This is a genomic window from Pseudooceanicola profundus (assembly GCF_054919315.1).
This window is the reverse complement of record NZ_CM142898.1, coordinates 1,769,302-1,792,484: the sequence shown is the minus strand read 5'-3', so window position 1 is coordinate 1,792,484 and position 23,183 is coordinate 1,769,302. Positions and strand designations below refer to the sequence as shown.

Below are 23,183 nucleotides of genomic sequence, written 5' to 3'. Positions count from 1 at the left end.
TCCTGTAACCCGGAGAAGATCAATGGCAACCGTTGCCGTGACGGACGATACGTTCGAAGCCGAAGTGAAGAATTCCGACGTGCCCGTGGTCGTGGACTTCTGGGCCGAGTGGTGCGGCCCCTGCAAGCAGATCGGCCCGGCTCTCGAAGAGCTGGCCGAGGAGTTCGGCGACAAGATCAAGATCGCCAAGGTCGATGTCGACCAGAACCCCAACTCGCCCATGGCGCTTGGCGTGCGTGGCATTCCCGCGCTCTTCATCTTCAAGAACGGCGAAGTGGTCTCGAACCGCGCCGGCGCCGCCCCCAAGGCCGCCCTGCAAAGCTGGATCGAAGACTCGATCTAAGAGGCCTCGCCTCCAGACCAAAACGGAAAGGCGCCCCCACCCGGGCGCCTTTTCTGCTTTCATCTTTCCCGAAATACTCCGGGGGAATTGGCCCCGGCACGGGGCCAAGGGGGCAGCGCCCCCCGGATTTTTCGAAAAATCCGGTCCGGAAAATTCGAATTTTCCGGCGACACCGGCCCCGACGCAATGCCATTCAGGACAGACTGATCCCTGATAGGGCGGACCTCACAACGGCAGGCCGCAGCGCGTGAGGGCGGCACGGATCCGGACCTCTGCCGTCTCATGCCCGGCATTCACCGACATGCGCTGCCAGTACCACCAGAGGTATCCGGCGAAATCCGGCGCGTGGTCCATGACCCGATCAAAGGCCGAAAGGTCCCCCGGCGTGGCGGCCAGCATGACGTGGTGAAAGTCGATCTGCCCGAAGAGGATCGCAGGCTTGCCGAAGAACATCGCGTCGAAGGCCACCGAGGAATTCATCGTCACCACGTAGGCGCAGCGGGCGAGGGCCTCCTCCATTCCGCCGATCCCCACTGTCAGGCGCGGATACCGGGCCGCCAGGGCGTCAAGCGCCGCAAGCTCCTGTGGCGTATAGATTTCCTTCGGATGCAACCGGGCCTCGACGGCGCGCTGCGGATCGGCGGACAGGGTGGCCTCGATCATCTGCAGCGGCGTGCAGGACTGGAAACTGCGCCGCTCCGCCAGACGGCCCTGCAACGGGATATAGACCATGGCGTCCCGGCACGCCGCCTCGGGGGCATCACCGAAGAGCCGCCGGGCCCAGCGACGGTGGAAGCCGTCAGCCTCGCGGCGCGGAACCTCCCCGGACGGGAAGGGCGTGCGGGAGACGTGCCAGTCCCAGCGGCGGTCCGTCGTCTCGATGGCCCAGAACGGATAATGGTAGGCGCGACGCACCGTCAGGGCACGGGCATGGGTCGGGGCCTCCATGTGAAACAGCGCCCACCCCTCCCGCAGCGGGGCCTCCAGCCGCGCCGCGGCACCGCTGGGCCGGAGGCTGACCGCATAGCCCGCGTCCTCCAGAACCCCCTGAAGGCGCGCGAAAAAGTTATGCTCTCCCGCCGCCACGGAAGGGCGCAGATCGTCGTCGAGATAGAAGGTGATCCGCCGCGTCTCGCTCATGGGGCGACGCTAGCCGCGCGGGGCGGGGCGAACAAGCGCCGCGACCCGGCCGCAAAGGCCGCTTCCCGCCGCCACCCTTGCAGCGCAGGGTCAGAGCCCGCATATACCCCCCTGACAGAGACGGAGTTTGACATGGCAGAGCGCGACAGCGGCTTTCCCAACTGGCACGGCACAACGATCATCGGCGTTCGCAAGGGCGGAGAGGTGGTGATTGCCGGCGACGGGCAGGTCTCGATGGGCAACACGGTGATGAAGGGGACGGCCCGCAAGGTGCGCCGCCTCTCGCCCGGTGGATACGACGTGGTAGCGGGCTTCGCCGGCTCCACCGCTGATGCCTTCACCCTGCTGGAACGGCTGGAAGCCAAGCTGGAACAGACCCCCGGCCAGCTGGCCCGCGCCAGCGTGGAGCTGGCAAAGGACTGGCGCACGGACAAGTACCTGCAGAAGCTGGAGGCGATGCTCATCGTCTCGGACGGCAAGGACATCTTCGTGATCACCGGCGCCGGTGACGTGCTGGAGCCGGAGCATGACGTGGCTGCCATCGGCTCCGGCGGGAACTACGCCCTCGCCGCCGCGCGCGGCATGATGGACAGCGAGCATTCCGCCGAGGACGTGGCCCGCCGCGCCATGGCGATCGCTGCCGACATCTGCGTCTTCACCAATGGAAATCTGACGGTGGAAAAGATCGGCGGCTAAGAATTTTCGATAATTCTTGGCAAAGTTCTTGGAAGAATTTTGCCTGCCTCTATCTGCCGACATCCCCAAGTATTGAGGACCCCCTCATGACCGACCTGACCCCCCGCGAGATCGTGAGCGAGCTGGATCGCTTCATCATCGGCCAGAAGGACGCCAAACGCGCCGTGGCCGTGGCGCTGCGCAACCGCTGGCGCCGCAAGCAGCTGCCCGATGACCTGAAGGACGAGGTCTATCCCAAGAACATCCTGATGATCGGCCCGACCGGCGTCGGCAAGACCGAGATCAGCCGCCGTCTGGCCAAGCTGGCGCGCGCGCCCTTCATCAAGGTCGAGGCGACCAAGTTCACCGAAGTGGGCTATGTCGGGCGCGACGTGGAGCAGATCGTGCGCGATCTCGTGGACAGCGCCATTGCCCAGACCCGGGAGTGGATGCGCGAGGACGTGAAGGCCAATGCCCACAAGGCGGCCGAGGAACGCGTGATCGAGGCCATCGCCGGCGCCGATGCCCGCGAGGGCACGCGCGAGATGTTCCGCAAGAAGCTCCGCTCCGGCGAGCTGGACGAGACCGAGATCGAGCTCGAGATCTCCGACACGTCCAACCCGATGTCGATGTTCGAAGTCCCCGGCCAGCCCGGCGGCGGCCAGATGGGCATGATGAACCTCGGCGACATCTTCGGGAAGGCCTTTGGCGGGCGCACCGTCAAACGCAAGATGAAGGTCTCGGAGAGCTACGAAGTGCTGATCGGCGAAGAGGCCGACAAGCTGCTGGACGACGAGACCGTGAACCGCGCCGCAATGGAAGCGGTGGAGCAGAACGGCATCGTCTTCCTCGACGAGATCGACAAGGTCTGTGCCCGCTCCGATGCGCGCGGCGGCGACGTGTCCCGCGAGGGCGTGCAGCGCGACCTGCTGCCGCTGATCGAGGGCACGACCGTCTCGACGAAATATGGCCCGGTGAAGACCGACCATATCCTCTTCATCGCCTCCGGCGCCTTCCACATCGCCAAGCCCTCGGACCTGCTGCCCGAACTTCAGGGCCGCCTGCCGATCCGGGTCGAGCTGCGCGCCCTGACCGAGGAAGACTTCGTCCGTATCCTGACCGAGACCGACAACGCGCTGACGCTGCAATACTCGGCCCTGATGAAGACCGAAGAGGTCGAGGTGAAATTCACCGAGGGCGGCATCCTCGCCATGGCGAAACTGGCTGCAGAGGTGAACCAGTCGGTCGAGAACATCGGCGCGCGGCGGCTCTACACGATCATCGAGAAGGTCTTCGAGGAGTTGAGCTTCACCGCGCCCGACCGCGCCGGCGAGGCCATCGAGGTGACGGCCGAGTTCGTCGAGGAGAACGTGGGCGAGCTGGCCCATTCCGCGGACCTGAGCCGCTACGTGCTCTGACGGGAAGCCTGTGACGGGCAGCGTGTGACGCGCCGCCTGTCACGCTCCGCGTAACGTAATGTCGCCGCGCGGGCGGCTGGCGGGTCGAAAGGCAGATTGCTAGCATCGGGGCATCCTTGTGGGTGCCCCGATTTTCTTTGCCCGTCCTCCTCGTGCCGTTGCGAGTGTCGTCATGCGTGTTTTCGTCCTTCTGTCCCTGCTGCTGCTCACAGCCTGCGCCAACCGGAACCTGTCGCAGGTCTTCCCCGAGGCGGAGGGAGAGGTGGAGCGGATGCTGGTCCAGACCAACCGGGTGATCCCGGAAGACGGCATTCCCGGCTGGGAGCGCGACCGGGCCGATCACTTCCTCGACGTGGGCGTGTCGATCCCGGCGACGCGGGAGGTCGGCTCGGTCACCTTCAGCTACTCCCACCCCGATCCCGAGCGTGATTTCGTGCTGCAGAAGGTGGCGGCCCTGCCGGGGCGCGAGGCTTTCCGGTCCGAGGTGCGTCGTCGGTTGACCGCGCTGCCGAGGGGCGAACGCGATCTGGTGATCTTTGTCCACGGCTACAACAACAGCTTCACGGACGGTGTCTTCCGGCTGGCGCAGGTGCAGAAGGACTTCGCGCTCGAGGCGGTGCCCGTCGCCTTCTCGTGGCCCACTGCCGGGCGCACGCTGGGTTACACCCATGACCGCGAGAGCATGCTCTACTCGCGGGATTCCCTCGAGCGGCTGATCCGCGATGCGGGGGCCTCGGGGGCGGATTCCGTGATCCTTGTCGGGCATTCCATGGGCACGATGCTGATCATGGAAACCCTGCGCCAGATGTCGATCGCGGAACCGGGCCTGCCGGCGCGGCTGGTGAACGCGGTGATCCTCATGGCGCCGGATATCGACGTGGACGTCTTCAAAGATCAGGCGCGGCGGATCGACCCGCTGCCGCAGCCGTTCTACATCTTCACCTCTGCGCGCGACCGGGCCCTGCAACTGTCGAGCCAGCTGAACGTGCAGAGCACGCGGCTGGGGATGCTGGAGGAGGCCTCGCGTGTCTCGGATCTGCCGGTGACGCTGGTGGATGTGACGAATTTCCCGATCTCGGCACGCGACAGCCACTTCGTCGCGATCTCCTCGCCGGCGCTGATAAAGCTGCTGGCCAATCGCGATGTGCTGGACCAGACGTTCCGCGATGCCAGCGGATCGGGCGGGGCCCTGCCGGGGGCCTTCGAAAGCGTGCGCCAGGCCACGCGCTTCGTGCTGTCCCCGCTGACCCAGTGAGCCCGGCGCGGCGGATCAGCCGCGGTTCTTGCGCAGGTAGACGTAGTAGGCCCCGCCGCCGCCATGCTTGAGGTGCGCTTCGCTCACCTGCATCACCAGGGCCGAAAGCGGGGGCATCTGGAGCCAATGGGGCACCTGGTGGCGCAGCACGCCCCGCGGCACGGGGATCGGGCCATCCTCGTCGCGGTCCTTGCCCTTGCCGGTGATCACCAGCACCAGCCGCCGCCCTTCGTGGTGCGAGCGCAGGATGAAGCCGATCAGCGCCGGGTGGGCGCGGGCCATGGTCATGCCGTGCAGGTCGATCCGCGCCTCGGGCAGCAATTTGCCGCGCTTGAGCTTGGTATGCGCCTTGCGGTCCATCTGCACCGCCGCGCGGCCCAGCCGGTCGGGCAGGGCGGGCAGCAGGTCGTGGGACGGCCCGGTGGCCGAGGACTTCTGGCCCAGCCGGAACGGTTTCAGCCCGGGCTGGGCCACGGGCTGCGGGTCGGGACGTTTGGGCGCGGGGGTCTTGCCCTCGACCTTGGGCGGCTTGGCCTCCGGGTGCATCCGCTCGGTCGAGCGCGCCACCCTTTGCCAGAGCTCCAGATCCTCCTCACGCAGGCGTCGTTTCTTCATTCGACCCCCGGCGGCAACATGGCATAGGCGCGCTGGATCGGCAGCAGCGCGATCAGCCGGCCGCCGTCACGCATCCGTCCGGCCTCGCGTCCGGCGGCATCGCCCGTGCCCATGAAGACATCCGCGCGCTGCGGCCCCTTGATGGCCGAGCCGGTGTCCTGCGCGATCATCAGCCGGTGCATCGGCACCGCGCCTTCCTTCTCGATCCAGACCGGCGCACCGAGCGGCACATAGGCCGGATCGACCGCGATCGACCGACCCTTGGTGATCGACCGGTTCATCGCGCCGAGCGGCCCGAACTCCGGCGGCACCTCGTTCACCTCTCGGAAGAAGACGTAGGACGGGTTGTGGTGCAGCAGCGTCTGCCCGTCCTCGGGATTGCGGCGGACCCAGTTCTTGATCACCTGCGCCGAGACCTGATGCGGCTGGTAGACGCCGCGGCGCACCAGTTCCTGCCCGATCGAGCGGTAATCGTGGCCGTTGGCCCCGGCATAGCCCACCCGGACGTAGTCCCCACCCGGCAGGTGGATGCGGCCAGAACCTTGAATTTGCAGGAAGAACAGCTCTACCGGGTCATCGACCCATGCGATTTCAAGCCCGCGGCCGGCAAGCGCCGTGTCGCTCTCGATCTCGGCACGGGACAGCCAGCGGTCTGTGGCGCGGGCCTCCGGTGGCATCCGGTAGACCGGGTAGCGGAAGCGTTCGTCGGGCGCGCGGGCCCCCTCCAGCTCGGGCTCGAAATAGCCGGTGAAGAGCGCGGGCGTGTCCTCGTCCCGGATCAGGACCGGCACGAAGAAGAGCTCGAAAAAGGTCTTGGCATTGCCCTGCTGGACCGAGGCGAGGGCGCAGAGCGCGCGCCAGTCGGGATCGTCCATGTCTCCGCAGGTGGAGAGGAAGACCTGCATCGCGGTCTGGTGGTCGTCCTCCTCCCAGCCGTCAAGCTGGGAGAAGTCGAGGATCGAGGTGACGACATCCGCCGCCACCGGTTTGGAGGGTAACCCGGTCATGGCCAGCGCCGCGGCAAGTGTTGCCAGCCCGGCGCGGATCATTCGCCCGTCGCGACCAGCTGCCAGTTCGGATCGTCGTTGCCCATGGTGCGGGCAAAGGTCCAGGCGTCCCGCTGGGTCTTGATCTCGCCCGGGGTGCCTTCGATCACTTCGCCGCCGTTGTCGCGCACGACCGAGGTCAGCTGACCGACGAAGCGCACGGTGAGCTCCGCCAGACGGCTGTTGGGATCGTATTCCGCATCCACCAGCTGCAGTTCGCGCACGCCGACGAACTCTGCCTCGATGCTCAGCCCCTGTGCCTCGCGGGCGGTCACCACCTCGGCAAAGCTGTCATAGACCTCGGGGGCGAGGAACGGCTTGATATCGGCCATGTCGCCACGCTCGAAGCCCATCAGGATCATCTCGTAGGCGCCACGGGCGCCGCCGAGGAATTCGTTGACCGAGAAGGAGGGTTCGACCTGCTTCATCTGGCCAAGGGCGGTGGCAGCGGGGCTGTTCTCGGGGACATGATCGGTGATGTCTGGATCCGGGCCACCCTCGATCACCTCGAACTTGCGTTCGGGGGCAGGGCCGGTTGCCTCGCCACGGGGCGCCTGTGGCTTCTCGAAGCCTTCGCGGGTTCCCAGGACGGAGCGCAGGCGAAGGATAAGGAAAACGGCAATGCCGGCCAGCACGAGCAGCTGAAGGATGGGCGAGTTCATCAAATCCTCTTTCAGGTCCAACCATGGTAACGCTTGGGTTCCGTCCCTATGTAGGTGCTGTGCGCGGCCACGTCTACCGCGCCAGACCCAGAGGAGAGGCAAGATATGTGGCTTTTGATCGCCTTCATCGCGGTTCCGATGATCGAGATCGCACTTTTCATCCAGGTTGGCGGGCTGATCGGCCTCGGCTGGACGCTTGCGATCGTGCTGGGAACGGCGCTTCTGGGCTCCTACCTGATGCGGTCGCAGGGCGCGCAGGCCATGGACAAGATCAAGCGGTCCTTCAACGAGATGACGGATCCGACGGCGCCGCTGGCCGAAGGGGCGATGATCCTCTTTGCCGGTGTCCTGCTGCTGACCCCGGGCTTCTTCACCGATACCGTGGGCCTGCTGCTGCTGATGCCGCCGGTGCGTCACGCCGTCTTCAAGACGTTGCGTCGCCACGTGAAGGTGCAGAGCTTCTCCAGCTTCAGCGCCGGTCCCGCGCAGCAACCGCGCCGTGGCCCCATGGGCGGTGACGTGATCGACGGCGAATATTCCGAGGTCGACCCCGATGATTTCGGCGACAAGGAACTGCCCAAGAAGCCGACGCACCGTCCTTCCGCCTGGACCAAGCACTGAGGCAATCGGCTCTGCGTCCCGGCGTCGCGTTCACGGGCAGAGCACAAAGCATTGAGCGACCTGTCCCGACTTGCTAGGAACGTCGCGACCTAAGCCTTTTGGAGAACGAAAATGGCCGAGACCGGCACCGACGCGCAGCAGCCCGCACAGCAACCGCAAGTGCGGATGAACATCCTGTCGCAGTACATCAAGGACCTCTCCTTCGAGAACATCCTTGCCCGCAAGCCCGCCGAGGGCAACGTCCAGCCGGACGTGAAGGTGCAGGTCGGCCTCGACGCCAACCGCCGCGCCTCGGGCGAGAACCACTACGAGGTGGTGATCAAGGCCAAGGTGACCTCGAACGCCAAGGACACCGATCAGCCGCTCTTCCTGCTGGAAGTGGAATATGCCGGTGTCTTCCTGATCGACGGCATCCCGCAGGACCAGCTGCACCCCTTCCTGATGATCGAATGCCCGCGGATGCTGTTCCCGTTCCTGCGCCGCATCGTCTCGGACGTGACGCGCGACGGTGGCTTCCCGCCGCTGAACCTCGACACGATCGACTTCGTGCAGCTCTACCGCCAGGAAATCCAGCGCCGCGCGCAGGAACAGCAGGCGGCCGCACAGCCGAACTGATCGACCGGTCCTGCCGGGTGCCGGCAGACCGACAGGGCGGGGCCATGTGCCCCGCCTTTTCTATTGCGGATGTTCTATTGCGGATGTTCTATTGCGGATGGCTGGGGCCCTTGCCCCGATGCCAGACTGAGGGGCCTCAGCCCCGTTTCCAGACGGATGCCTCGCCCAGTTTCTCCACGAAGGTCGCATGGGCGGCGGCTTCTTCCTCGGTGATCCGACCGGGCAGGGGGGTCGGACGCGGGCGCGGGCGCCAGTCGTCCGCCTCTGCCCCGTCCGCCCCGCCGCCCACGTTCAGCGACAGGCCGAAATCCGGCTGCCGCCCGCCGATCAGCTCGAGGTAGACCTCGGCGAGGATCTCGGAGTCGAGCAGCGCCCCGTGCAGCGTCCGCGAGGAGTTGTCGATCCCGAAACGGCGGCAGAGCGCGTCCAGCGTGGCCGGGGCCCCGGGGAACTTCTTGCGCGCCATTTCCAGCGTGTCGATGGCCTGTTCCCACGGCAGTTTCGGCAGGCCGAGCCAACCCAGCTCGGCGTTGAGGAATTTCATGTCGAAGCTGGCGTTGTGGATCACCAGTTTCGCATCGCCCACGAAGTCGAGGAAGCCCTGCGCGACATCCTTGAAGAGCGGCTTGTCAGCGAGGAACTCATCCCCCAGCCCGTGCACCTCGAAGGCCTCCAGCGGCATGGACCGCTGCGGGTTGATATAGACGTGGTAGGTGTTGCCCGTGGGCATGTGGTTCAACAGCTCGACGCCGCCGATCTCGACGATCCGGTCACCCTGTTCCGGGTTGAAGCCGGTCGTTTCCGTATCCATCACGATTTCACGCATCGGCGCTCTTCCTCCGGATATCCGCCACCACGTTGCGGACCTGCGCGCGGGCGTGGTCCAGCGTGTCGGTGACGATCACGTAATCGGCCCGGGCGCGTTTCTCCGCGTCGGGCATCTGCTTGGCCAGGATGGCCTCGAACTGGGCCTCGCTCATGGTGCCGCGGGCGAGGACCCGCTCGCGCTGAAGCTCCGGCGACACGCTGACCACGGCCACGGCGTCCATGCGCCGGTCCGATCCGCCCTCGTAGAGCAGGGGAATGTCCAGCACCACGATATCCGCCGTGGCTTCCGCGAGGAAAGCCTGCCGGTCGGCGCCGACGAGGGGATGCACGATGGCCTCGATCCGCTTCAGCGCGCCGGGGTCCGCGGCAATCGCGCGTTTCAACGCGCCACGGTCAATGCCACCCTCAGCAACAGCCTCCGGAAAGGCCTCCGCCATGGGTGCCACCGCCGCGCCGCCGGGGGCGTAAAGGCGATGCACCGCAGCATCCGCATCCCAGAGCGCACAGCCCTCGTCCACGAACATTTGCGCCGTCGTGCTCTTGCCCATGCCGATGGAGCCGGTGAGGCCCAGGAGGAAGCTCATGCCAGCACCGCGGCCCGCGTTTCCTCGTCCACCTCGGGCCGCTGGCCGAACCAGCGTTCGAAGCCGGGCACGCCCTGATGCAGCAACATGCCTAGGCCGTCGACCACGGTGCACCCCACCGCGCGCGCTTCCTTCAGAAGCCGGGTTTCCAGCGGGGCATAAACCAGATCGGTCACCACCATGTCCGGGCGCAGCGCATCCAGCGGCACCCGCAGCTCGGCCTGTCCGACCATCCCGAGGGAGGTGGTGTTTACCAATGCGCCTGCCTCTTCGATCATGTTGCCGGCCTGCACCCAATCCACCACCCGCAGGCGCTTGCCGAAATCGTCGTAGAGCTTCTCGGCCCGGTTGCGGGTGCGGTTGGCGATCAGGATTTCCGGCACGCCAGCATCCAGCAGCGCAGCCACCACACCCCGCGCGGCACCGCCCGCGCCCAGCACGGCCACCGGCGCGGCACTCGCATCCCAGCCGGGCGCGCCCTGCTTCAGGTTCTCGATAAAGCCGTACCCATCCGTATTGTCCGCATGGATCTTGCCGTCGGCGCGGAAGGTCAGCGTGTTCGCCGCCCCGATCAGCGCCGCGCGGTCGGTGACCACGTCGGCCAGCGCCAGCGCCTTCTCCTTGTGCGGCACGGTCACGTTGCAGCCCACGAACCCCATCTTGGGCAGGCTGCGCAGCACCTGCTCCAGGTCATTGTGCTCGACGTGAAGCGGCACGTAATGCCCGCTCAGCCCATAGCGCTTGAGCCAGAAGCCATGCAAGTGCGGCGATTTGGAGTGGGCGATCGGGTTGCCGATCACGCCCGCCAGCGGAATGCGGTGCTCGCTCATGTTTCGATCAGTCCTCGCACGGTCAGGTAGTTCAGCAGGTCCAGCAGGGGCAGCCCCAGTATGGCGAAGTATTCACCGTCGATCCGGGAAAACAACCGGATCCCTTCGGCCTCGACCTGGTAGGCACCCACGCAATAGCCGACTTCGGGCCAGTTCCGGTCGAGGTAGCTCTCTATATAGCTGTCGCTCAGATCCCGCACCCGCAGCCGGACGGTCGAAACGGCGCGCCAGACCGGGCGGTTGTCTTCGAAGATCACGGCGGCGGAATGCAGCATGTGCGGCTTGCCGGACAGGCGGCGCAGGTGGGCCGCGGCCTCGTCCCGGTCGGCAGGCTTGGAAAGCACCTCGCCCTCGATCTCCAGCACCTGGTCCGATCCGATCACCAGCTGCTCGGCCGTCGCCTTCATGCCGGCGCGCTGCGCCTTCATCTCGGCCAGCGCATCGGCCAGGTCGCGCGGCTTGGTGCCCTCCGCCAGAAGGGCGGCCTTCAGGGCCTCCTCATCCACCCGCGGCTTCACCACGTCGAAGCTGAGCCCGGCGTTTGTCAGCATTTCCGCCCGGATCGTGGAACCGGAGGCGAGGACGAGCGTTGAGGTCATGTGGATATCCCGGTGGAGGTTTTGCCCTGAACCATGGGCAGACTTTCTGGGGAAAACCGGTCCGACATGCAAGCGGGCGGATCTACACACCTCCATGCACCCTCAATCCTGCCGCTGTCCCGCCGTGGACAGGGATAACTGGTGAACCGGTAAAACTCGGCTTAACCTCGGCCTATCCCCCAATTACCCCCAAGCCGGAAAACCGTGTCTCAGAGCGATTCAGGAAATTCTTACAGATACTTGCGCGAGGAAGCTCACCAAGACTCAGATTAGCTTCACACACTTATCCACAGACTGGAGTCTTGGGGGATAAGTCCAAGGGTAAACTAATAATCCACCGGACTCGGGGATCCCTACTTACATCATCAATCTTTATTTTCTTTCTTATTTAATTATTAGAGAGGTCCGAGCAGCGAGGCCCCCATGACCGATATCCTGATTTCCCTGTATCCCTGGACCAAGGCGCTGCACATCGTGTCCGTCGTCGCCTGGATGGCCGGGATCTTCTATCTGCCGAGGCTTTTCGTCTATCACGCGGAAAGCGTAGAGCAGGGGAGTGACACCGACGCGCTCTTCAAGATCATGGAACGCCGCCTGCTGCGGGCGATCATGAACCCGGCCAGCATCGCCACGTGGATTTTCGGCCTCATGCTGGTCTTCACGCCCGGGATCGTCGACTGGAGCGCCGTCTGGCCCTACACCAAGGGCGCCTCGATCCTCGCCATGACGTGGTTCCATCATTGGCTCGCACTGCGCCGCAAGGATTTCGAGCGCGGGGAGAACCAGCTCGCAGGGCGCCGCTACCGCATGATGAACGAGCTTCCCACGATCCTGCTTATCGTGATCGTGTTTTCGGTCGTCCTGCGCTTCTGAGGGGCCCTACAGCGCCATCTCGCCCCGTTCCGGCTTTTTAGATCCCAGCGAATCCGTTGACTCAGCGGGGGGCTGCGCCTATCTGTGACCGCAAGCCCGTCCGTCCGGACAGGGGATTCCACGATACACATGACCAAACGAACGATCGCGCGCCCGCGCTTCACCGGGCCGATCCGGGATATTCGCATATGACCACCGAACGCCTGAACCTCTCCGACCTGAAGGCAAAGAGCCCCAAGGCCCTTCTTGCCATGGCCGAAGAGCTCGAGATCGAGAACGCCTCGACCATGCGCAAGGGCGAGATGATGTTCTCGATCCTCAAGGAAATGGCCGAGGAAGGCTGGGAGATCGGCGGCGACGGCGTTCTCGAGGTGCTGCAGGACGGTTTCGGCTTCCTGCGCTCCACCGAAGCCAACTACCTGCCGGGCCCCGATGACATCTATGTCTCGCCCGACATGATCCGCCAGTACTCCCTGCGCACCGGGGATACCATCGAGGGCCTCATGAAGGCCCCGCAGGAGACCGAGCGCTACTTCTGCCTGACCACGGTGTCCTCGATCAACTTCGAGGATCCGGAGAAGGCCCGCCACAAGATCGCCTTCGACAACCTGACCCCGCTCTATCCCGACGAGCGGCTGAAGATGGAAATCGAAGACCCGACCATCAAGGACCGCTCCGCCCGGGTCATCGACCTTGTCGCGCCGATCGGGAAGGGGCAGCGGTCGCTCATCGTGGCACCGCCGCGGACCGGTAAGACCGTCCTGCTGCAGAACATCGCGAACTCGATCGAGAAGAACCACCCGGAGTGCTACCTGATCGTCCTACTGATCGACGAACGTCCCGAAGAGGTGACGGACATGCAGCGCTCGGTGAAGGGCGAGGTGATCTCCTCCACCTTCGACGAACCTGCCACCCGCCACGTCGCCGTCTCCGAAATGGTGATCGAGAAGGCCAAGCGCCTTGTCGAGCATAAACGAGATGTTGTTATCCTTCTCGACTCGATCACAAGACTTGGTCGTGCATTCAACACTGTGGTGCCGTCCTCAGGTAAGGTGCTTACCGGTGGTGTCGACGCCAACGCGCTGCAGCGTCCCAAGCGCTTCTTCGGTGCCGCACGGAACATCGAAGAGGGCGGTTCGCTCACCATCATCGCCACCGCGCTGATCGACACCGGCTCGCGGATGGACGAGGTCATCTTCGAAGAATTCAAAGGGACGGGTAACTCCGAGATCGTGCTCGACCGCAAGATCGCGGACAAGCGCGTCTACCCGGCGATCGACATCCTCAAGTCCGGTACGCGGAAAGAGGATCTCCTCACCGACAAGGGCGACCTGCAGAAGACCTTCGTCCTGCGCCGCATCCTCAACCCGATGGGCACCACGGACGCGATCGAATTCCTCCTGTCGAAGCTGAAGCAGACCAAGACGAACGGGGAATTCTTCGACTCGATGAACACCTGATCCTGCCACCCGGCACGGAGCAAGACAGGGCAGGCGCGGTGATCTCACCGGCCTGTCCGTTTGCTTTCCGGCCCCGGCTTTCCCTGGCGGGTCGCCCGCCGCACCGCAATTCGGACGTGACACGATGGACACGATCTATGCCCTCGCTTCCGCCCCCGGCAAGGCCGGCGTGGCCGTCATACGTCTGTCCGGGCCCGAGGCCTGGGCCGCCGGCCGCACGCTCGCCGGCTCCCTGCCTGTTGCGCGCCACTCCGCCGTCCGCCGTTTGATCTCCGCCGACGGCACCCACCTCGACGAGGCGTTGGTGCTGCCTTTCGCGGAGGGGGCCAGTTTCACGGGTGAGGAATCGCTGGAACTTCATCTTCACGGCAGCCCCGCGGTCATCGCTGCGGTCCTGCGTGAACTATCACTGCAACCGGGGCTCCGTCCGGCCGAGGCGGGCGAGTTCACCCGCCGCGCGCTGGAGAACAACCGGCTCGACCTCGCGCAGGTCGAAGGCCTCGCCGATCTCATCGATGCCGAGACCGAGGCGCAACGGCGTCAGGCACTCCGCGTTCTCTCTGGTGAACTGGGCACCCGCGCCGAAGGCTGGCGCCGCGACCTGATCCGCGCCGCCGCGCTGATCGAGGCCACCATCGATTTTGCCGATGAGGAAGTGCCCGTCGACGTGACCCCGGAGGTGACAGACCTTCTGACCGGGGTCCGCGACAGCCTTCGGGCAGAAATCGACGGCACCCGCGTGGCCGAGCGTATCCGCACCGGCTTCGAGGTCGCCATCGTCGGCGCGCCCAACGTCGGTAAATCCACGCTGCTCAACGCGCTCGCCGGGCGCGAAGCCGCGATTACCTCGGAGTACGCCGGGACGACCCGCGACGTGATCGAGGTCCGCATGGACCTTGGCGGTCTGCCCGTGACGCTACTGGATACGGCCGGCATCCGTGACACCGACGATCATGTCGAGGCCATCGGCGTCGAACGCGCCCGGGAGCGGGCCCGACTGGCTGACCTTCGCGTCTTCCTCCTCGATGGGGACGCGCCGGATCTGGAGCCTGAAGGTCAGGACCTCGTCCTGCGTGCCAAGGCGGATCTCCACCCCGATGCGGGTGACGCGATCTCCGGCAAGACGGGGCAGGGGGTCTCATCCCTCGTGGCCCGCGTGACCGAGATCCTCTCCGCCCGGGCTGCCGGCATCGGCATCGCGACGCGCGAACGCCACCGCCTCGCCATGACCCGCGCCATCGCCACCATGGAGGAGGCGCAGCTGCGGATCGACATGGGGCCGGATATGGCCGACCTCGCGGCGGAAGAGCTTCGCACCGCTATTCGCGCCCTCGATTCTCTGGTAGGACGCGTGGACGTTGAGAATTTGCTGGATGAGATCTTCTCCAGCTTCTGCATCGGCAAGTAGGAGTGTTTCACGTGAAACATTGGGACTTCGATGTCGTCGTCATCGGCGGCGGCCACGCGGGCAGCGATGCGGCGCACGCAGCGGCACGTGCCGGCGCACGGACGGCCCTCGTTACCCTCAAGCGCGAAGGCATCGGCGTGATGTCCTGCAACCCCGCCATCGGGGGCCTCGGGAAGGGGCACCTGGTGCGCGAAGTGGATGCGCTGGACGGCGTGATGGGTCGCGTCGCGGACAAGGCTGGCATCCAGTATCGCCTCCTGAACCGTCGCAAGGGACCTGCCGTGCAGGGGCCACGCGCCCAGGCAGACCGCAAACTCTACCGTGAGGCCATGCTGGCCGAGATCGAAGCCTGCCCGGGGCTGACTGTGGTCGAAGGCGAAGCGACTGATTTCCTGATGGACGGGGAGGCCGTGCGCGGCGTGCGCCTCGCCGACGGGAGTGAGCTGACGGCTGGGGCCGTGGTCCTGACCACCGGCACCTTCTTGCGCGGTATGATCCACATCGGAGACGTCAATCGCCCCGGTGGGCGCATGGGCGACAAGCCCTCGGTCAAGCTCGCCGAGCGGATCGACAGCTTCGACCTGCCGCTCGGGCGCCTGAAAACCGGCACACCGCCGCGCCTGGACGGGCGAACGATCAACTGGGATATTCTCGAAAGCCAGCCCGGCGACGATGAACCGGTGCTGTTCTCCTTCCTGTCCAAGAGTGTTGCCGTCCGGCAGATCGCCTGCGGGATCACCCACACGAACGAGCGCACGCACGAGATCATTCAGGAGAACCTGGGCCGGTCCGCAATGTATGGCGGGCATATCGAGGGCGTCGGGCCGCGCTATTGCCCGTCCATCGAGGACAAGATCGTGCGGTTCGCGGACAAGACCTCGCATCAGGTCTTCCTCGAACCCGAGGGCTTGGATGACCACACGGTCTATCCCAACGGCATTTCGACCTCCCTGCCGCAGGACGTGCAGGAGGCCTATGTCACGTCCATCCGGGGGCTGGAGAACAGCACGATCCTTCAGCCGGGTTACGCCATTGAATACGACTACGTCGATCCCCGTGCCTTGGATACTCGGCTTGCGGTGAAATCCGTGCCGGGCCTCTTCCTGGCTGGCCAGATCAACGGGACGACAGGCTACGAAGAAGCCGCAGCACAAGGTCTTGTGGCTGGTATGAATGCCGCACGCGAAGTCTTGGGGCAGGAGCCCGCGCTCTTCTCGCGGTCGGATTCCTACATTGGGGTCATGGTGGATGACCTTACAAGCCGGGGCGTGACCGAGCCCTACCGGATGTTCACCTCGCGGGCCGAATTCCGGCTGTCGCTGCGGGCGGACAATGCGGACCAGCGCCTCACCCCGCTCGGCTTGGCCTGGGGCGTGGTCGGGGAGGCGCGGAAGGCAGCCTTCGAGGATAAGATGGAGCGGCTTGAGGCGGCGAAGGAGCGGATGACCTCCGCGACCTATACGCCGCGCGAGGTGTCCGCGCTTGGCTTGAAGGTGAACCAGGACGGGGCACGGCGCAGCCTTTACCAGTTGATGGCCTTCCCGGATATGACCTTCGAGGCGCTTCTGGCTCTCGATCCCGAGCTGAAGAGCATCGACGGAGAGACCCGTGAGCAGATCGCGCGGGACGCGCTTTACGCCAACTACATCGAACGCCAGCAGCGCGATGTGGAGGCCATGAAGCGTGATGAACAGCAGGAGATCCCCGTGGACTTCGATTTCACAGCGCTTGAGGGGCTCAGCAACGAGCTCAAGGGCAAGCTGACGCGCGCTCGGCCAGCCAACCTGGCCCAGGCCGCCCGCGTGGATGGGATGACCCCAGCGGCGGTGACTCTTCTGCTAGCGCGCCTGCGTCGCGACAAACGCGAGAAGTCGGCGTGAGCGGGGCAGGGGAGGCGCTCAATGTTTCACGTGAAACATTGGAGCGGTTGGACACCTACGCCGAGCTTCTGAGAAAGTGGAACCCGCGGATCAACCTCGTGGCGAAGTCCACTTTGGATGACCTCTGGACCCGGCACATCCTGGACAGCCTTCAGGTCTACGAAGCTGCGGGAACGCCAGAGGGGAAATGGGTGGATCTGGGCAGCGGCGGGGGCTTTCCGGGGTTGGTTGTCGCGATCTGCGCCGCGGATCAGCAGCCCGATCTGGATGTTACCCTGATCGAATCGGACCAGCGGAAGGCGGCTTTCCTGCGCTCGGTGCTCCGGGAAACCCACACGCCCGGCCGTGTTCTGGCACAGCGGATCGAGCAGGCGGACCCACAGCAGGCAGACTTCCTGTCGGCACGGGCGCTCGCGGATCTCGGCGATCTTCTGGGCTTTGCCGAGCGGCATCTCGCGCCCAAGGGAATCGCCTATTTCCAGAAAGGCGCACGCTGGAAGCAGGAAATTTCTGCCGCCGAAACCGCGTGGCGCTTCCACTGGGAGGCGGTCGAGAGTAAGACTAATCCCGGTGCAGCCATCTTGAAAATCAGGGGAATCGCGCGTGTCTGACCTTATCACTTCTTCTCAGCCCAAGATTATCGCGATTGCCAACCAGAAGGGCGGGGTCGGGAAAACCACGACCGCGATCAACCTCAGCGCCGCTCTGGTGGAGCAGGGGTGCAACGTCCTTCTGATCGATCTTGATCCCCAGGGGAATGCCTCGACCGGTCTTGGCGTCGAGTTGGAAGAGCGTGAGAACACGACCTATGAACTGCTGCTCGACGAAGTGGCGTTGGAGGATGTGATCCAGCCGACCGAGATCGACGGGCTCTGCATCGTGCCTGCCACGGTGGACCTGTCCTCGGCGGATATCGAGCTGATCGCGAATGAGAAGCGCAGTTTCCTGCTGCATGACGCGCTGCGGCAGCCGGCGATGGAGCGTTATCGCTTCGACTATATCCTGATCGACTGCCCTCCCTCGCTGAACCTGCTGACGGTCAACGCCATGGTCGCTTCGCATTCGGTGTTGGTCCCGCTGCAGTCCGAGTTCTTCGCGCTGGAAGGCCTGTCGCAGCTGATGCTGACGGTGCGGGAAGTGCGTCAGAGCGCCAACAAGGACCTTCGGATCGAAGGTATTGTGTTGACCATGTATGACGCCCGCAACAACTTGTCCCAGCAGGTCGAGAAGGACGCTCGGGAGAACCTCGGCGATCTGGTCTTCAGCACCATCATTCCGCGCAACGTGCGTGTCAGCGAGGCACCGTCCTATGCGATGCCGGTGCTGGATTTCGATACCACCTCGAAAGGGGCGCAGGCCTATCGCCAGTTGGCGGAAGAGCTGATGCGGAAGAACGAGCGGGTCGCCGCCTAAAACACCCTGGAAGAGGGCCCACAAGAAGGGGAAGAGCATGAGTGAAGCGAGAAAAGGCCGTGGCCTTGGCCGGGGGCTGTCGGCCCTCATGGCGGATGTCCGTCCCGAGGAGACGGAAGCGCAGGGGGCAGGGGAGGCGGTGCGCCGTCCTGACCTTCTGGTGCCGATCGAGCGGGTTCAGCCGAACCCCGATCAGCCGCGCCGGACCTTCACGCCCGAACAGCTAGACGAACTGGCGGAATCGATCCGCGTGCGGGGGATCATCCAGCCGCTGATCGTTCGCGAAAAGGACGGCAACTACGAGATCGTCGCCGGTGAACGCCGTTGGCGTGCCGCGCAGATCGCGCAGCTGCACGAAATCCCCGTGCTGGTGCGGGACTTCAACGATACGGAAGTTCTGGAAGTCGCGATCATCGAGAACATCCAGCGGGCGGACCTGAACCCGGTCGAAGAGGCCGCGGGCTACCGCGCGTTGATGGACCGGTTCGGCCATACGCAGGAGAAGGTGGCGGAAGCGCTTGGCAAGAGCCGCTCCTATATCGCGAACCTGCTGCGTCTGCTGAACCTGCCGGAGGAGATCCTGAACTACCTCAAGGAAGGGCAGCTCTCCGCCGGGCACGCGCGTGCTCTCATCACCGCCGAGAACCCCGTGGCACTGGCGCGCCAGGTGATCCAGCGCGGGCTTTCCGTGCGGGAGACCGAGCGTCTGGTAAAGCTGGGGCAGGAGCAGAAACCCAAGGCCGAGAAGAAGCCGCGCAGCCTCGAGAAGGACGCGGATACGCGGGCGCTGGAAGGCGACCTGTCGGCCACGATAGGGATGAAGGTCTCGATCGACCACAGCCAGGGGCAGAAGAGCGGCAAGGTCGTGATCAGCTACGACTCGCTCGAAAAGCTTGATGAGCTGTGCAGCCTGCTCAGTTCGGGGCGGTAGGCCGCGACCAGATGAAGATCAGGACGCCGCAGAGTACAAGCGCCTGAATCAAAAGGATAATTGGCGCGAAACCAAGGGCGAGGGACACGCAGAAGCCAGCAAAGACCGAGATGGTCGTGATTTGCTTGGTTTTCTTGGTCACAGAGCCGGTTTCGTGCCAATGATGGATGGGCGGCCCGAAGGTCGGGTGGCTCATCAGCCAGTCATGCAGCCGTTCGGACGAACGCGCAAAGCAGAAGGCCCCCAGCAGCATGAAGGGGACCGTGGGCATGATCGGGAGTGCCGCGCCGATAAGGCCCAGCAGGACCGCCGTCAGCCCGCAGAGGAACCAGACGGTCCGCATCAGCCGCCCAGGTATTCCGAGATCACTGCGTTCAGCACCAGCCTGCCTTCTTTCGTCGTCTTCAGGCGGGGACCGTCCCGCCGGATCATTCCGATATCAGACAGATATTGCGTTTTTGCTTCCGGCAAAGGGGTACCGGCAAGAACGTGATAGCGCTCCGGGTCGATGCCCTCGGTCAGGCGCAGGCCCATCATGAGGAATTCCTCGGCCTGGTCGAGCGGCTCCAGCGCACGGACCGGGCCGGCGGGCTGGCCGCTTTCGACCAACTCCAGCCATTTGCCGGGGGCCAGCACCGTCTCGGTGGCATAGCGTGTGCCGTCGAGTGTCAGGCGGCCGTGGGCGCCGGGGCCGATGCCGATGTAGTCGCCGTAGTTCCAGTAGATCAGGTTGTGCCGGCTCTCCGCGCCTGCACGGGCGTGGTTGGAGACCTCGTAGGCGGGCATGCCGGCGGCCTCGGTCAGCTCCTGCGTGATCTCGTACATCTCGGCGCCGCTGTCCTCGTCGGGCAGGCCGCGCAGCTTGCCGCGATTGTAGCGGTCTCCGAAGGCGGTGCCCTGTTCGATGGTCAGCTGGTAGAGCGAGAGGTGATCCACGGCCATGGAGAGCGCCTCTGACAGCTCTGCACGCCACTGGGCGGTGGTCTGGTTCTGCCGGGCATAGATCAGGTCGAAGGAGACACGGTCAAAGGCGTCACGGGCGATGTCGAAGGCCGCCCGGGCCTGTGCCACGTCATGGATCCGTCCAAGGCGGCGCAGGTCGTCGTCATTCAGCGCCTGAACGCCGAGAGAGACCCGGTTCACGCCGCCCTGCGCGTAGGCACGGAAGCGTCCCGCCTCGACGGATCCGGGGTTCGCCTCGAGTGTCACTTCGATGTCGTTGGTCTGGGGCCAGAGCCGCCGGATCCGTTCAAGGATCGCGGCGACGATCTCGGGCTCCATGAGGGAGGGGGTGCCGCCGCCGAAGAAGACCGACCGCAGGATGCGGTTCGGGGTCAGGGCGGCGGTGCGGTCCAGCTCGCTCAGATAGGCGTCCAGCCAGCGGCGCTGATCGATGTGGCGCACCACGTGGCTGTTGAAGTCGCAATAGGGGCACTTGGCCTCGCAGAAAGGCCAGTGCAGGTAGAGGCCGAAGCCTCCGTTCTGCCAGTCCTCAGGCAAAGCAGCCCTTCACGAGCTTGTCGAAGGCATCCGCGCGGTGCGAGATCGCGTTCTTCTGCTCCGAGGTCATTTCGGCAAAGGTGATGTCGAAGCCTGCGGGCACGAAGATCGGGTCATAGCCGTGCCCGTTGGTGCCGCGCATGGGCCAGACCACCTCGCCGGGCATCTTGCCCGCGAACACCTCGTCATGGCCATCGGGCCAGGCGAGGCAGAGCGTGCAGTTGAAGGCCGCGGTGCGGGGGAAGGGGGCGTTGCGCTCTTCCAGCTTGGTCCAGGTCTTGGTCATTGCCATGACGAAGTCCCGCCCGTCAGGCGTTTCGGCCCAGTCGGCGGTGTAGACACCGGGCTGACCGTCGAGACCATCGACAGAGATGCCGCTGTCATCGGAGAGCGCGGGCAGGCCGGTCGCCTTGGCGGCGTAGTGTGCCTTGATGCGCGCATTGCCGGCAAAGGTCGTCTCGGTCTCTTCGGGCTCGTCCAAGCCGTGATCGGCGGCCGAGGTGACGGCGATCCCGAAGGGGGCGAGGAGCTCGGTGATCTCCTCCAGCTTGCCCTTGTTGTGGCTGGCCAGAACCAGCTCCTTGCCCTCGAACTTACGCATTGGCGGCGGCCTTCTGGATTTCCACCAGCTCGCCCACGCCCTTTTCGGCGAGGTCGAGGAGCTGGTCCATCTGGGCACGGGAGAAGACGGAGCCTTCCGCCGACATCTGCACTTCGATCAGCCGCTTGGAACCGGTCATGATGAAGTTGCCGTCCACGCCCGCATCGCTGTCCTCGGGGTAGTCGAGGTCCAGCACCGGCTGACCGGCGTAGATGCCGCAGGAGACGGCGGCCACGGGATCGACCAGCGGGTCGGAAACGACGGCGCCGGTCTTCATCAGCTTGTTGACCGCGATGCGCAGCGCGACCCAGCCGCCGGTGATCGAGGCGCAGCGAGTGCCGCCATCGGCCTGGATCACGTCACAGTCGATGGTGATCTGGCGCTCGCCCAGGGCCGAGCGGTCGACACCGGCGCGCAGGGCGCGGCCGATGAGGCGCTGGATCTCGACGGTGCGGCCGCCTTGCTTGCCCATGGCGGCCTCACGGCGCATCCGCGAGGTGGTGGAGCGCGGCAGCATGCCGTATTCCGCCGTCACCCAGCCCAGACCGGTGCCCTTGATGAAGGGCGGCACGCGGTCTTCCAGCGTCGCGGTGCAGAGCACATGGGTGTCGCCCATCTTGATCAGGCACGAGCCCTCGGCGTGTTTCGTGACCCCGGTTTCGATTGAAACCGCGCGCATTTCGCTTAAATCTCGTCCTGACGGTCGCATTGGGCACCCCTTTCGTTTGCGGGCGACATAGTCATGGCCACCTCGTGAACGCAACCCCGATTGACCTTTGGGGCAGGGGCTCTTTAATGGGCGGCCAAGGGCAGGACCTCGACAGATGAGCAACGGAACTTCCATTCTGAACGAACTCAACGACCGCTCGCGGGAGGTCTTCCGCCGGGTCGTCGAGGGCTATCTGGAGAATGGCGAGCCGGTCGGCTCCCGCAGCCTGACCCGCGTGATGTCCGAGAAGGTCTCGGCCGCGACGGTGCGCAACGTGATGCAGGACCTCGAGTATCTTGGCCTGCTGAACTCGCCCCATGTCTCTGCCGGCCGGGTGCCGACGCAGATGGGCCTGCGCATGTTCGTGGACGGTCTGCTGGAAGTAGGCGACCTGCAAAGCACCGACCGCGAGATGCTGGACGCCACGCTGGGCAATCGCGGCGACGTGGGCGCGATGCTCGACCGCGTGGGCGCGGCGCTCTCGGGGGCGACCCATGGCGCCTCGCTGGTGCTGGCGCCCAAGCACGAGGCCCCGATCAAGCATATCGAGTTCGTCAGCCTCGCGCCCGACCGGGCGCTGGTGGTGCTGGTCTTTGCCGATGGCCACGTGGAGAACCGTCTCTTCACGCCGCCGCCGGGCCAGACGCCGTCCTCCATGCGCGAGGCGGCCAACTTCATGAACGCGCTGATCGAGGGGCGGACACTTTCCGACCTGAAAAGCGTGATGCGCCGCGAGATCGCCGCCCGCCGGCAGGAGATCGACGTGCTGGCGCAGGAGCTGATCGACAGCGGGCTCGCGGTCTGGGACGGAGAGGGCGACAGCTACGAGCGACTCATCGTCCGGGGCCGCGCGAACCTGCTGGAAGCCACCGCGGAAGAGGACCTCGACCGCATCCGCACGCTCTTTGACGACCTCGAGCGCAAGCGGGACATTGCCGAGTTTCTGCAGCTGGCCGAAGAGGGCGACGGGGTGCGGATCTTTATCGGCTCGGAGAACAAACTTTTCTCACTTTCGGGTTCCTCTCTGGTGGTTTCTCCATATATGAACGCTGACCGAAAGATCATTGGTGCCGTGGGAGTCATTGGTCCGACGCGATTGAACTACGGTCGGATCGTGCCGATCGTGGACTACACGGCACAGCTGGTAGGGCGGATGATTTCCGACCGGAGTTAGAGG

General features: G+C 65.1%; 26 protein-coding genes. 14 read left to right on the top strand and 12 right to left on the bottom strand.

The window, feature by feature from the left end:
• Window positions 1–22: 22 nt before the first annotated feature.
• Complete coding sequence (gene trxA, locus ACX9MO_RS08225) at window positions 23–343, top strand: thioredoxin (protein WP_462214175.1); 321 nt, start codon at window positions 23–25, stop codon at window positions 341–343.
• Window positions 344–568: 225 nt separating this feature from the next.
• Here the strand turns inward: trxA and ACX9MO_RS08220 are convergent, their stop codons facing one another.
• Window positions 569–1,483, bottom strand: a complete 915-nt coding sequence (locus ACX9MO_RS08220) for a hypothetical protein (protein WP_462214174.1) — start codon at window positions 1,481–1,483, stop codon at window positions 569–571.
• A gap of 132 nt (window positions 1,484–1,615) precedes the next feature.
• Here ACX9MO_RS08220 and hslV point away from each other — a divergent pair, with 132 nt between their 5' ends.
• From hslV to ACX9MO_RS08205, 3 genes are all read left to right on the top strand, one after another.
• Complete coding sequence (hslV, locus tag ACX9MO_RS08215) at window positions 1,616–2,179, top strand: ATP-dependent protease subunit HslV (RefSeq protein WP_222490799.1); 564 nt, start codon at window positions 1,616–1,618, stop codon at window positions 2,177–2,179.
• Between the two features lie 86 nt (window positions 2,180–2,265).
• Window positions 2,266–3,576, top strand: coding sequence for an ATP-dependent protease ATPase subunit HslU (gene hslU, locus ACX9MO_RS08210; RefSeq protein ID WP_462214173.1), 1,311 nt, complete (start codon window positions 2,266–2,268; stop codon window positions 3,574–3,576).
• Window positions 3,577–3,748: 172 nt separating this feature from the next.
• Window positions 3,749–4,831 carry an alpha/beta hydrolase gene (locus ACX9MO_RS08205; RefSeq protein WP_462214172.1) on the top strand — a complete coding sequence of 361 codons (1,083 nt, stop codon included), beginning with the start codon at window positions 3,749–3,751 and terminating at the stop codon, window positions 4,829–4,831.
• 15 nt (window positions 4,832–4,846) lie between these two features.
• On the opposite strand, the gene ACX9MO_RS08200 is transcribed toward ACX9MO_RS08205, so the two are convergent.
• From ACX9MO_RS08200 to ACX9MO_RS08190, 3 genes are read right to left on the bottom strand one after another with little or no spacing between them, the layout of a single operon-like run.
• Entirely contained in the window at window positions 4,847–5,446 is a 600-nt protein-coding gene (locus ACX9MO_RS08200) for a Smr/MutS family protein (protein ID WP_222490802.1), read from the bottom strand.
• The gene (gene mltA / locus ACX9MO_RS08195; protein WP_462214171.1) at window positions 5,443–6,495 is read right to left on the bottom strand and encodes a murein transglycosylase A; all 1,053 of its coding nucleotides are present in this window, start codon (window positions 6,493–6,495) and stop codon (window positions 5,443–5,445) included. The genes ACX9MO_RS08200 and mltA overlap by 4 nt, the downstream gene beginning before the upstream one ends.
• The gene (locus tag ACX9MO_RS08190; RefSeq protein ID WP_222490804.1) at window positions 6,492–7,154 is read right to left on the bottom strand and encodes a Tim44/TimA family putative adaptor protein; all 663 of its coding nucleotides are present in this window, start codon (window positions 7,152–7,154) and stop codon (window positions 6,492–6,494) included. The genes mltA and ACX9MO_RS08190 overlap by 4 nt, the downstream gene beginning before the upstream one ends.
• Before the next feature lie 105 nt (window positions 7,155–7,259).
• On the opposite strand from ACX9MO_RS08190, the gene ACX9MO_RS08185 reads away from it, so the two are divergent.
• Window positions 7,260–7,775 (top strand): FxsA family protein, encoded by a 516-nt coding sequence (locus ACX9MO_RS08185; protein ID WP_222490805.1) that lies wholly within the window; start codon window positions 7,260–7,262, stop codon window positions 7,773–7,775.
• A 111-nt stretch (window positions 7,776–7,886) separates the two neighbouring features.
• On the top strand, window positions 7,887–8,390 hold the full coding sequence (gene secB / locus ACX9MO_RS08180) for a protein-export chaperone SecB (RefSeq protein ID WP_222490806.1): 504 nt from the start codon (window positions 7,887–7,889) through the stop codon (window positions 8,388–8,390).
• A gap of 136 nt (window positions 8,391–8,526) precedes the next feature.
• Here the strand turns inward: secB and dnaQ are convergent, their stop codons facing one another.
• The 4 genes from dnaQ to ACX9MO_RS08160 are packed head-to-tail and all read right to left on the bottom strand — an operon-like array spanning window position 8,527 to window position 11,231.
• Window positions 8,527–9,216 carry a DNA polymerase III subunit epsilon gene (gene dnaQ / locus ACX9MO_RS08175; protein ID WP_222490807.1) on the bottom strand — a complete coding sequence of 230 codons (690 nt, stop codon included), beginning with the start codon at window positions 9,214–9,216 and terminating at the stop codon, window positions 8,527–8,529.
• Entirely contained in the window at window positions 9,209–9,802 is a 594-nt protein-coding gene (gene coaE, locus ACX9MO_RS08170; protein WP_222490808.1) for a dephospho-CoA kinase, read from the bottom strand. The genes dnaQ and coaE overlap by 8 nt, the downstream gene beginning before the upstream one ends.
• Window positions 9,799–10,632: a shikimate dehydrogenase gene (locus ACX9MO_RS08165; RefSeq protein ID WP_222490809.1), complete on the bottom strand. Its 834-nt coding sequence runs from the start codon at window positions 10,630–10,632 to the stop codon at window positions 9,799–9,801. Before ACX9MO_RS08165 ends, coaE begins: the two co-directional genes overlap by 4 nt.
• A complete protein-coding gene (locus tag ACX9MO_RS08160; RefSeq protein WP_462214170.1) occupies window positions 10,629–11,231 on the bottom strand; it encodes a Maf family protein in 603 nt (200 codons plus the stop codon). The genes ACX9MO_RS08165 and ACX9MO_RS08160 overlap by 4 nt, the downstream gene beginning before the upstream one ends.
• 423 nt (window positions 11,232–11,654) lie before the next feature.
• Here ACX9MO_RS08160 and hemJ point away from each other — a divergent pair, with 423 nt between their 5' ends.
• The 7 genes from hemJ to ACX9MO_RS08125 all read left to right on the top strand — a co-directional run bounded on the left by hemJ (window position 11,655) and on the right by ACX9MO_RS08125 (window position 19,196).
• A complete protein-coding gene (hemJ, locus tag ACX9MO_RS08155; RefSeq protein WP_222490811.1) occupies window positions 11,655–12,104 on the top strand; it encodes a protoporphyrinogen oxidase HemJ in 450 nt (149 codons plus the stop codon).
• Between the two features lie 188 nt (window positions 12,105–12,292).
• On the top strand, window positions 12,293–13,564 hold the full coding sequence (gene rho, locus ACX9MO_RS08150) for a transcription termination factor Rho (protein WP_222490812.1): 1,272 nt from the start codon (window positions 12,293–12,295) through the stop codon (window positions 13,562–13,564).
• A gap of 124 nt (window positions 13,565–13,688) precedes the next feature.
• The gene (gene mnmE, locus ACX9MO_RS08145) at window positions 13,689–14,972 is read left to right on the top strand and encodes a tRNA uridine-5-carboxymethylaminomethyl(34) synthesis GTPase MnmE (protein WP_462214169.1); all 1,284 of its coding nucleotides are present in this window, start codon (window positions 13,689–13,691) and stop codon (window positions 14,970–14,972) included.
• 11 nt (window positions 14,973–14,983) lie between these two features.
• Window positions 14,984–16,852: a tRNA uridine-5-carboxymethylaminomethyl(34) synthesis enzyme MnmG gene (mnmG, locus tag ACX9MO_RS08140; RefSeq protein ID WP_462214168.1), complete on the top strand. Its 1,869-nt coding sequence runs from the start codon at window positions 14,984–14,986 to the stop codon at window positions 16,850–16,852.
• A 47-nt stretch (window positions 16,853–16,899) separates the two neighbouring features.
• Window positions 16,900–17,463: a 16S rRNA (guanine(527)-N(7))-methyltransferase RsmG gene (gene rsmG, locus ACX9MO_RS08135; RefSeq protein WP_462214167.1), complete on the top strand. Its 564-nt coding sequence runs from the start codon at window positions 16,900–16,902 to the stop codon at window positions 17,461–17,463.
• Entirely contained in the window at window positions 17,456–18,265 is an 810-nt protein-coding gene (locus ACX9MO_RS08130; protein ID WP_222490816.1) for a ParA family protein, read from the top strand. The genes rsmG and ACX9MO_RS08130 overlap by 8 nt, the downstream gene beginning before the upstream one ends.
• Window positions 18,266–18,302: 37 nt before the next feature.
• The gene (locus ACX9MO_RS08125) at window positions 18,303–19,196 is read left to right on the top strand and encodes a ParB/RepB/Spo0J family partition protein (RefSeq protein WP_462214166.1); all 894 of its coding nucleotides are present in this window, start codon (window positions 18,303–18,305) and stop codon (window positions 19,194–19,196) included.
• On the opposite strand, the gene ACX9MO_RS08120 is transcribed toward ACX9MO_RS08125, so the two are convergent.
• The 4 genes from ACX9MO_RS08120 to rph are packed head-to-tail and all read right to left on the bottom strand — an operon-like array spanning window position 19,180 to window position 22,006.
• Window positions 19,180–19,539 carry a YbaN family protein gene (locus ACX9MO_RS08120; protein WP_222490818.1) on the bottom strand — a complete coding sequence of 120 codons (360 nt, stop codon included), beginning with the start codon at window positions 19,537–19,539 and terminating at the stop codon, window positions 19,180–19,182. The genes ACX9MO_RS08125 and ACX9MO_RS08120 overlap by 17 nt on opposite strands.
• A complete protein-coding gene (gene hemW, locus ACX9MO_RS08115; RefSeq protein ID WP_462214165.1) occupies window positions 19,539–20,696 on the bottom strand; it encodes a radical SAM family heme chaperone HemW in 1,158 nt (385 codons plus the stop codon). Before hemW ends, ACX9MO_RS08120 begins: the two co-directional genes overlap by 1 nt.
• Window positions 20,689–21,297, bottom strand: coding sequence for an RdgB/HAM1 family non-canonical purine NTP pyrophosphatase (gene rdgB / locus ACX9MO_RS08110; RefSeq protein WP_462214164.1), 609 nt, complete (start codon window positions 21,295–21,297; stop codon window positions 20,689–20,691). Before rdgB ends, hemW begins: the two co-directional genes overlap by 8 nt.
• Window positions 21,290–22,006 carry a ribonuclease PH gene (rph, locus tag ACX9MO_RS08105; protein ID WP_222490821.1) on the bottom strand — a complete coding sequence of 239 codons (717 nt, stop codon included), beginning with the start codon at window positions 22,004–22,006 and terminating at the stop codon, window positions 21,290–21,292. The genes rdgB and rph overlap by 8 nt, the downstream gene beginning before the upstream one ends.
• A 115-nt stretch (window positions 22,007–22,121) precedes the next feature.
• On the opposite strand from rph, the gene hrcA reads away from it, so the two are divergent.
• Window positions 22,122–23,180 carry a heat-inducible transcriptional repressor HrcA gene (gene hrcA / locus ACX9MO_RS08100; RefSeq protein ID WP_222490822.1) on the top strand — a complete coding sequence of 353 codons (1,059 nt, stop codon included), beginning with the start codon at window positions 22,122–22,124 and terminating at the stop codon, window positions 23,178–23,180.
• Window positions 23,181–23,183 lie beyond the last annotated feature (3 nt).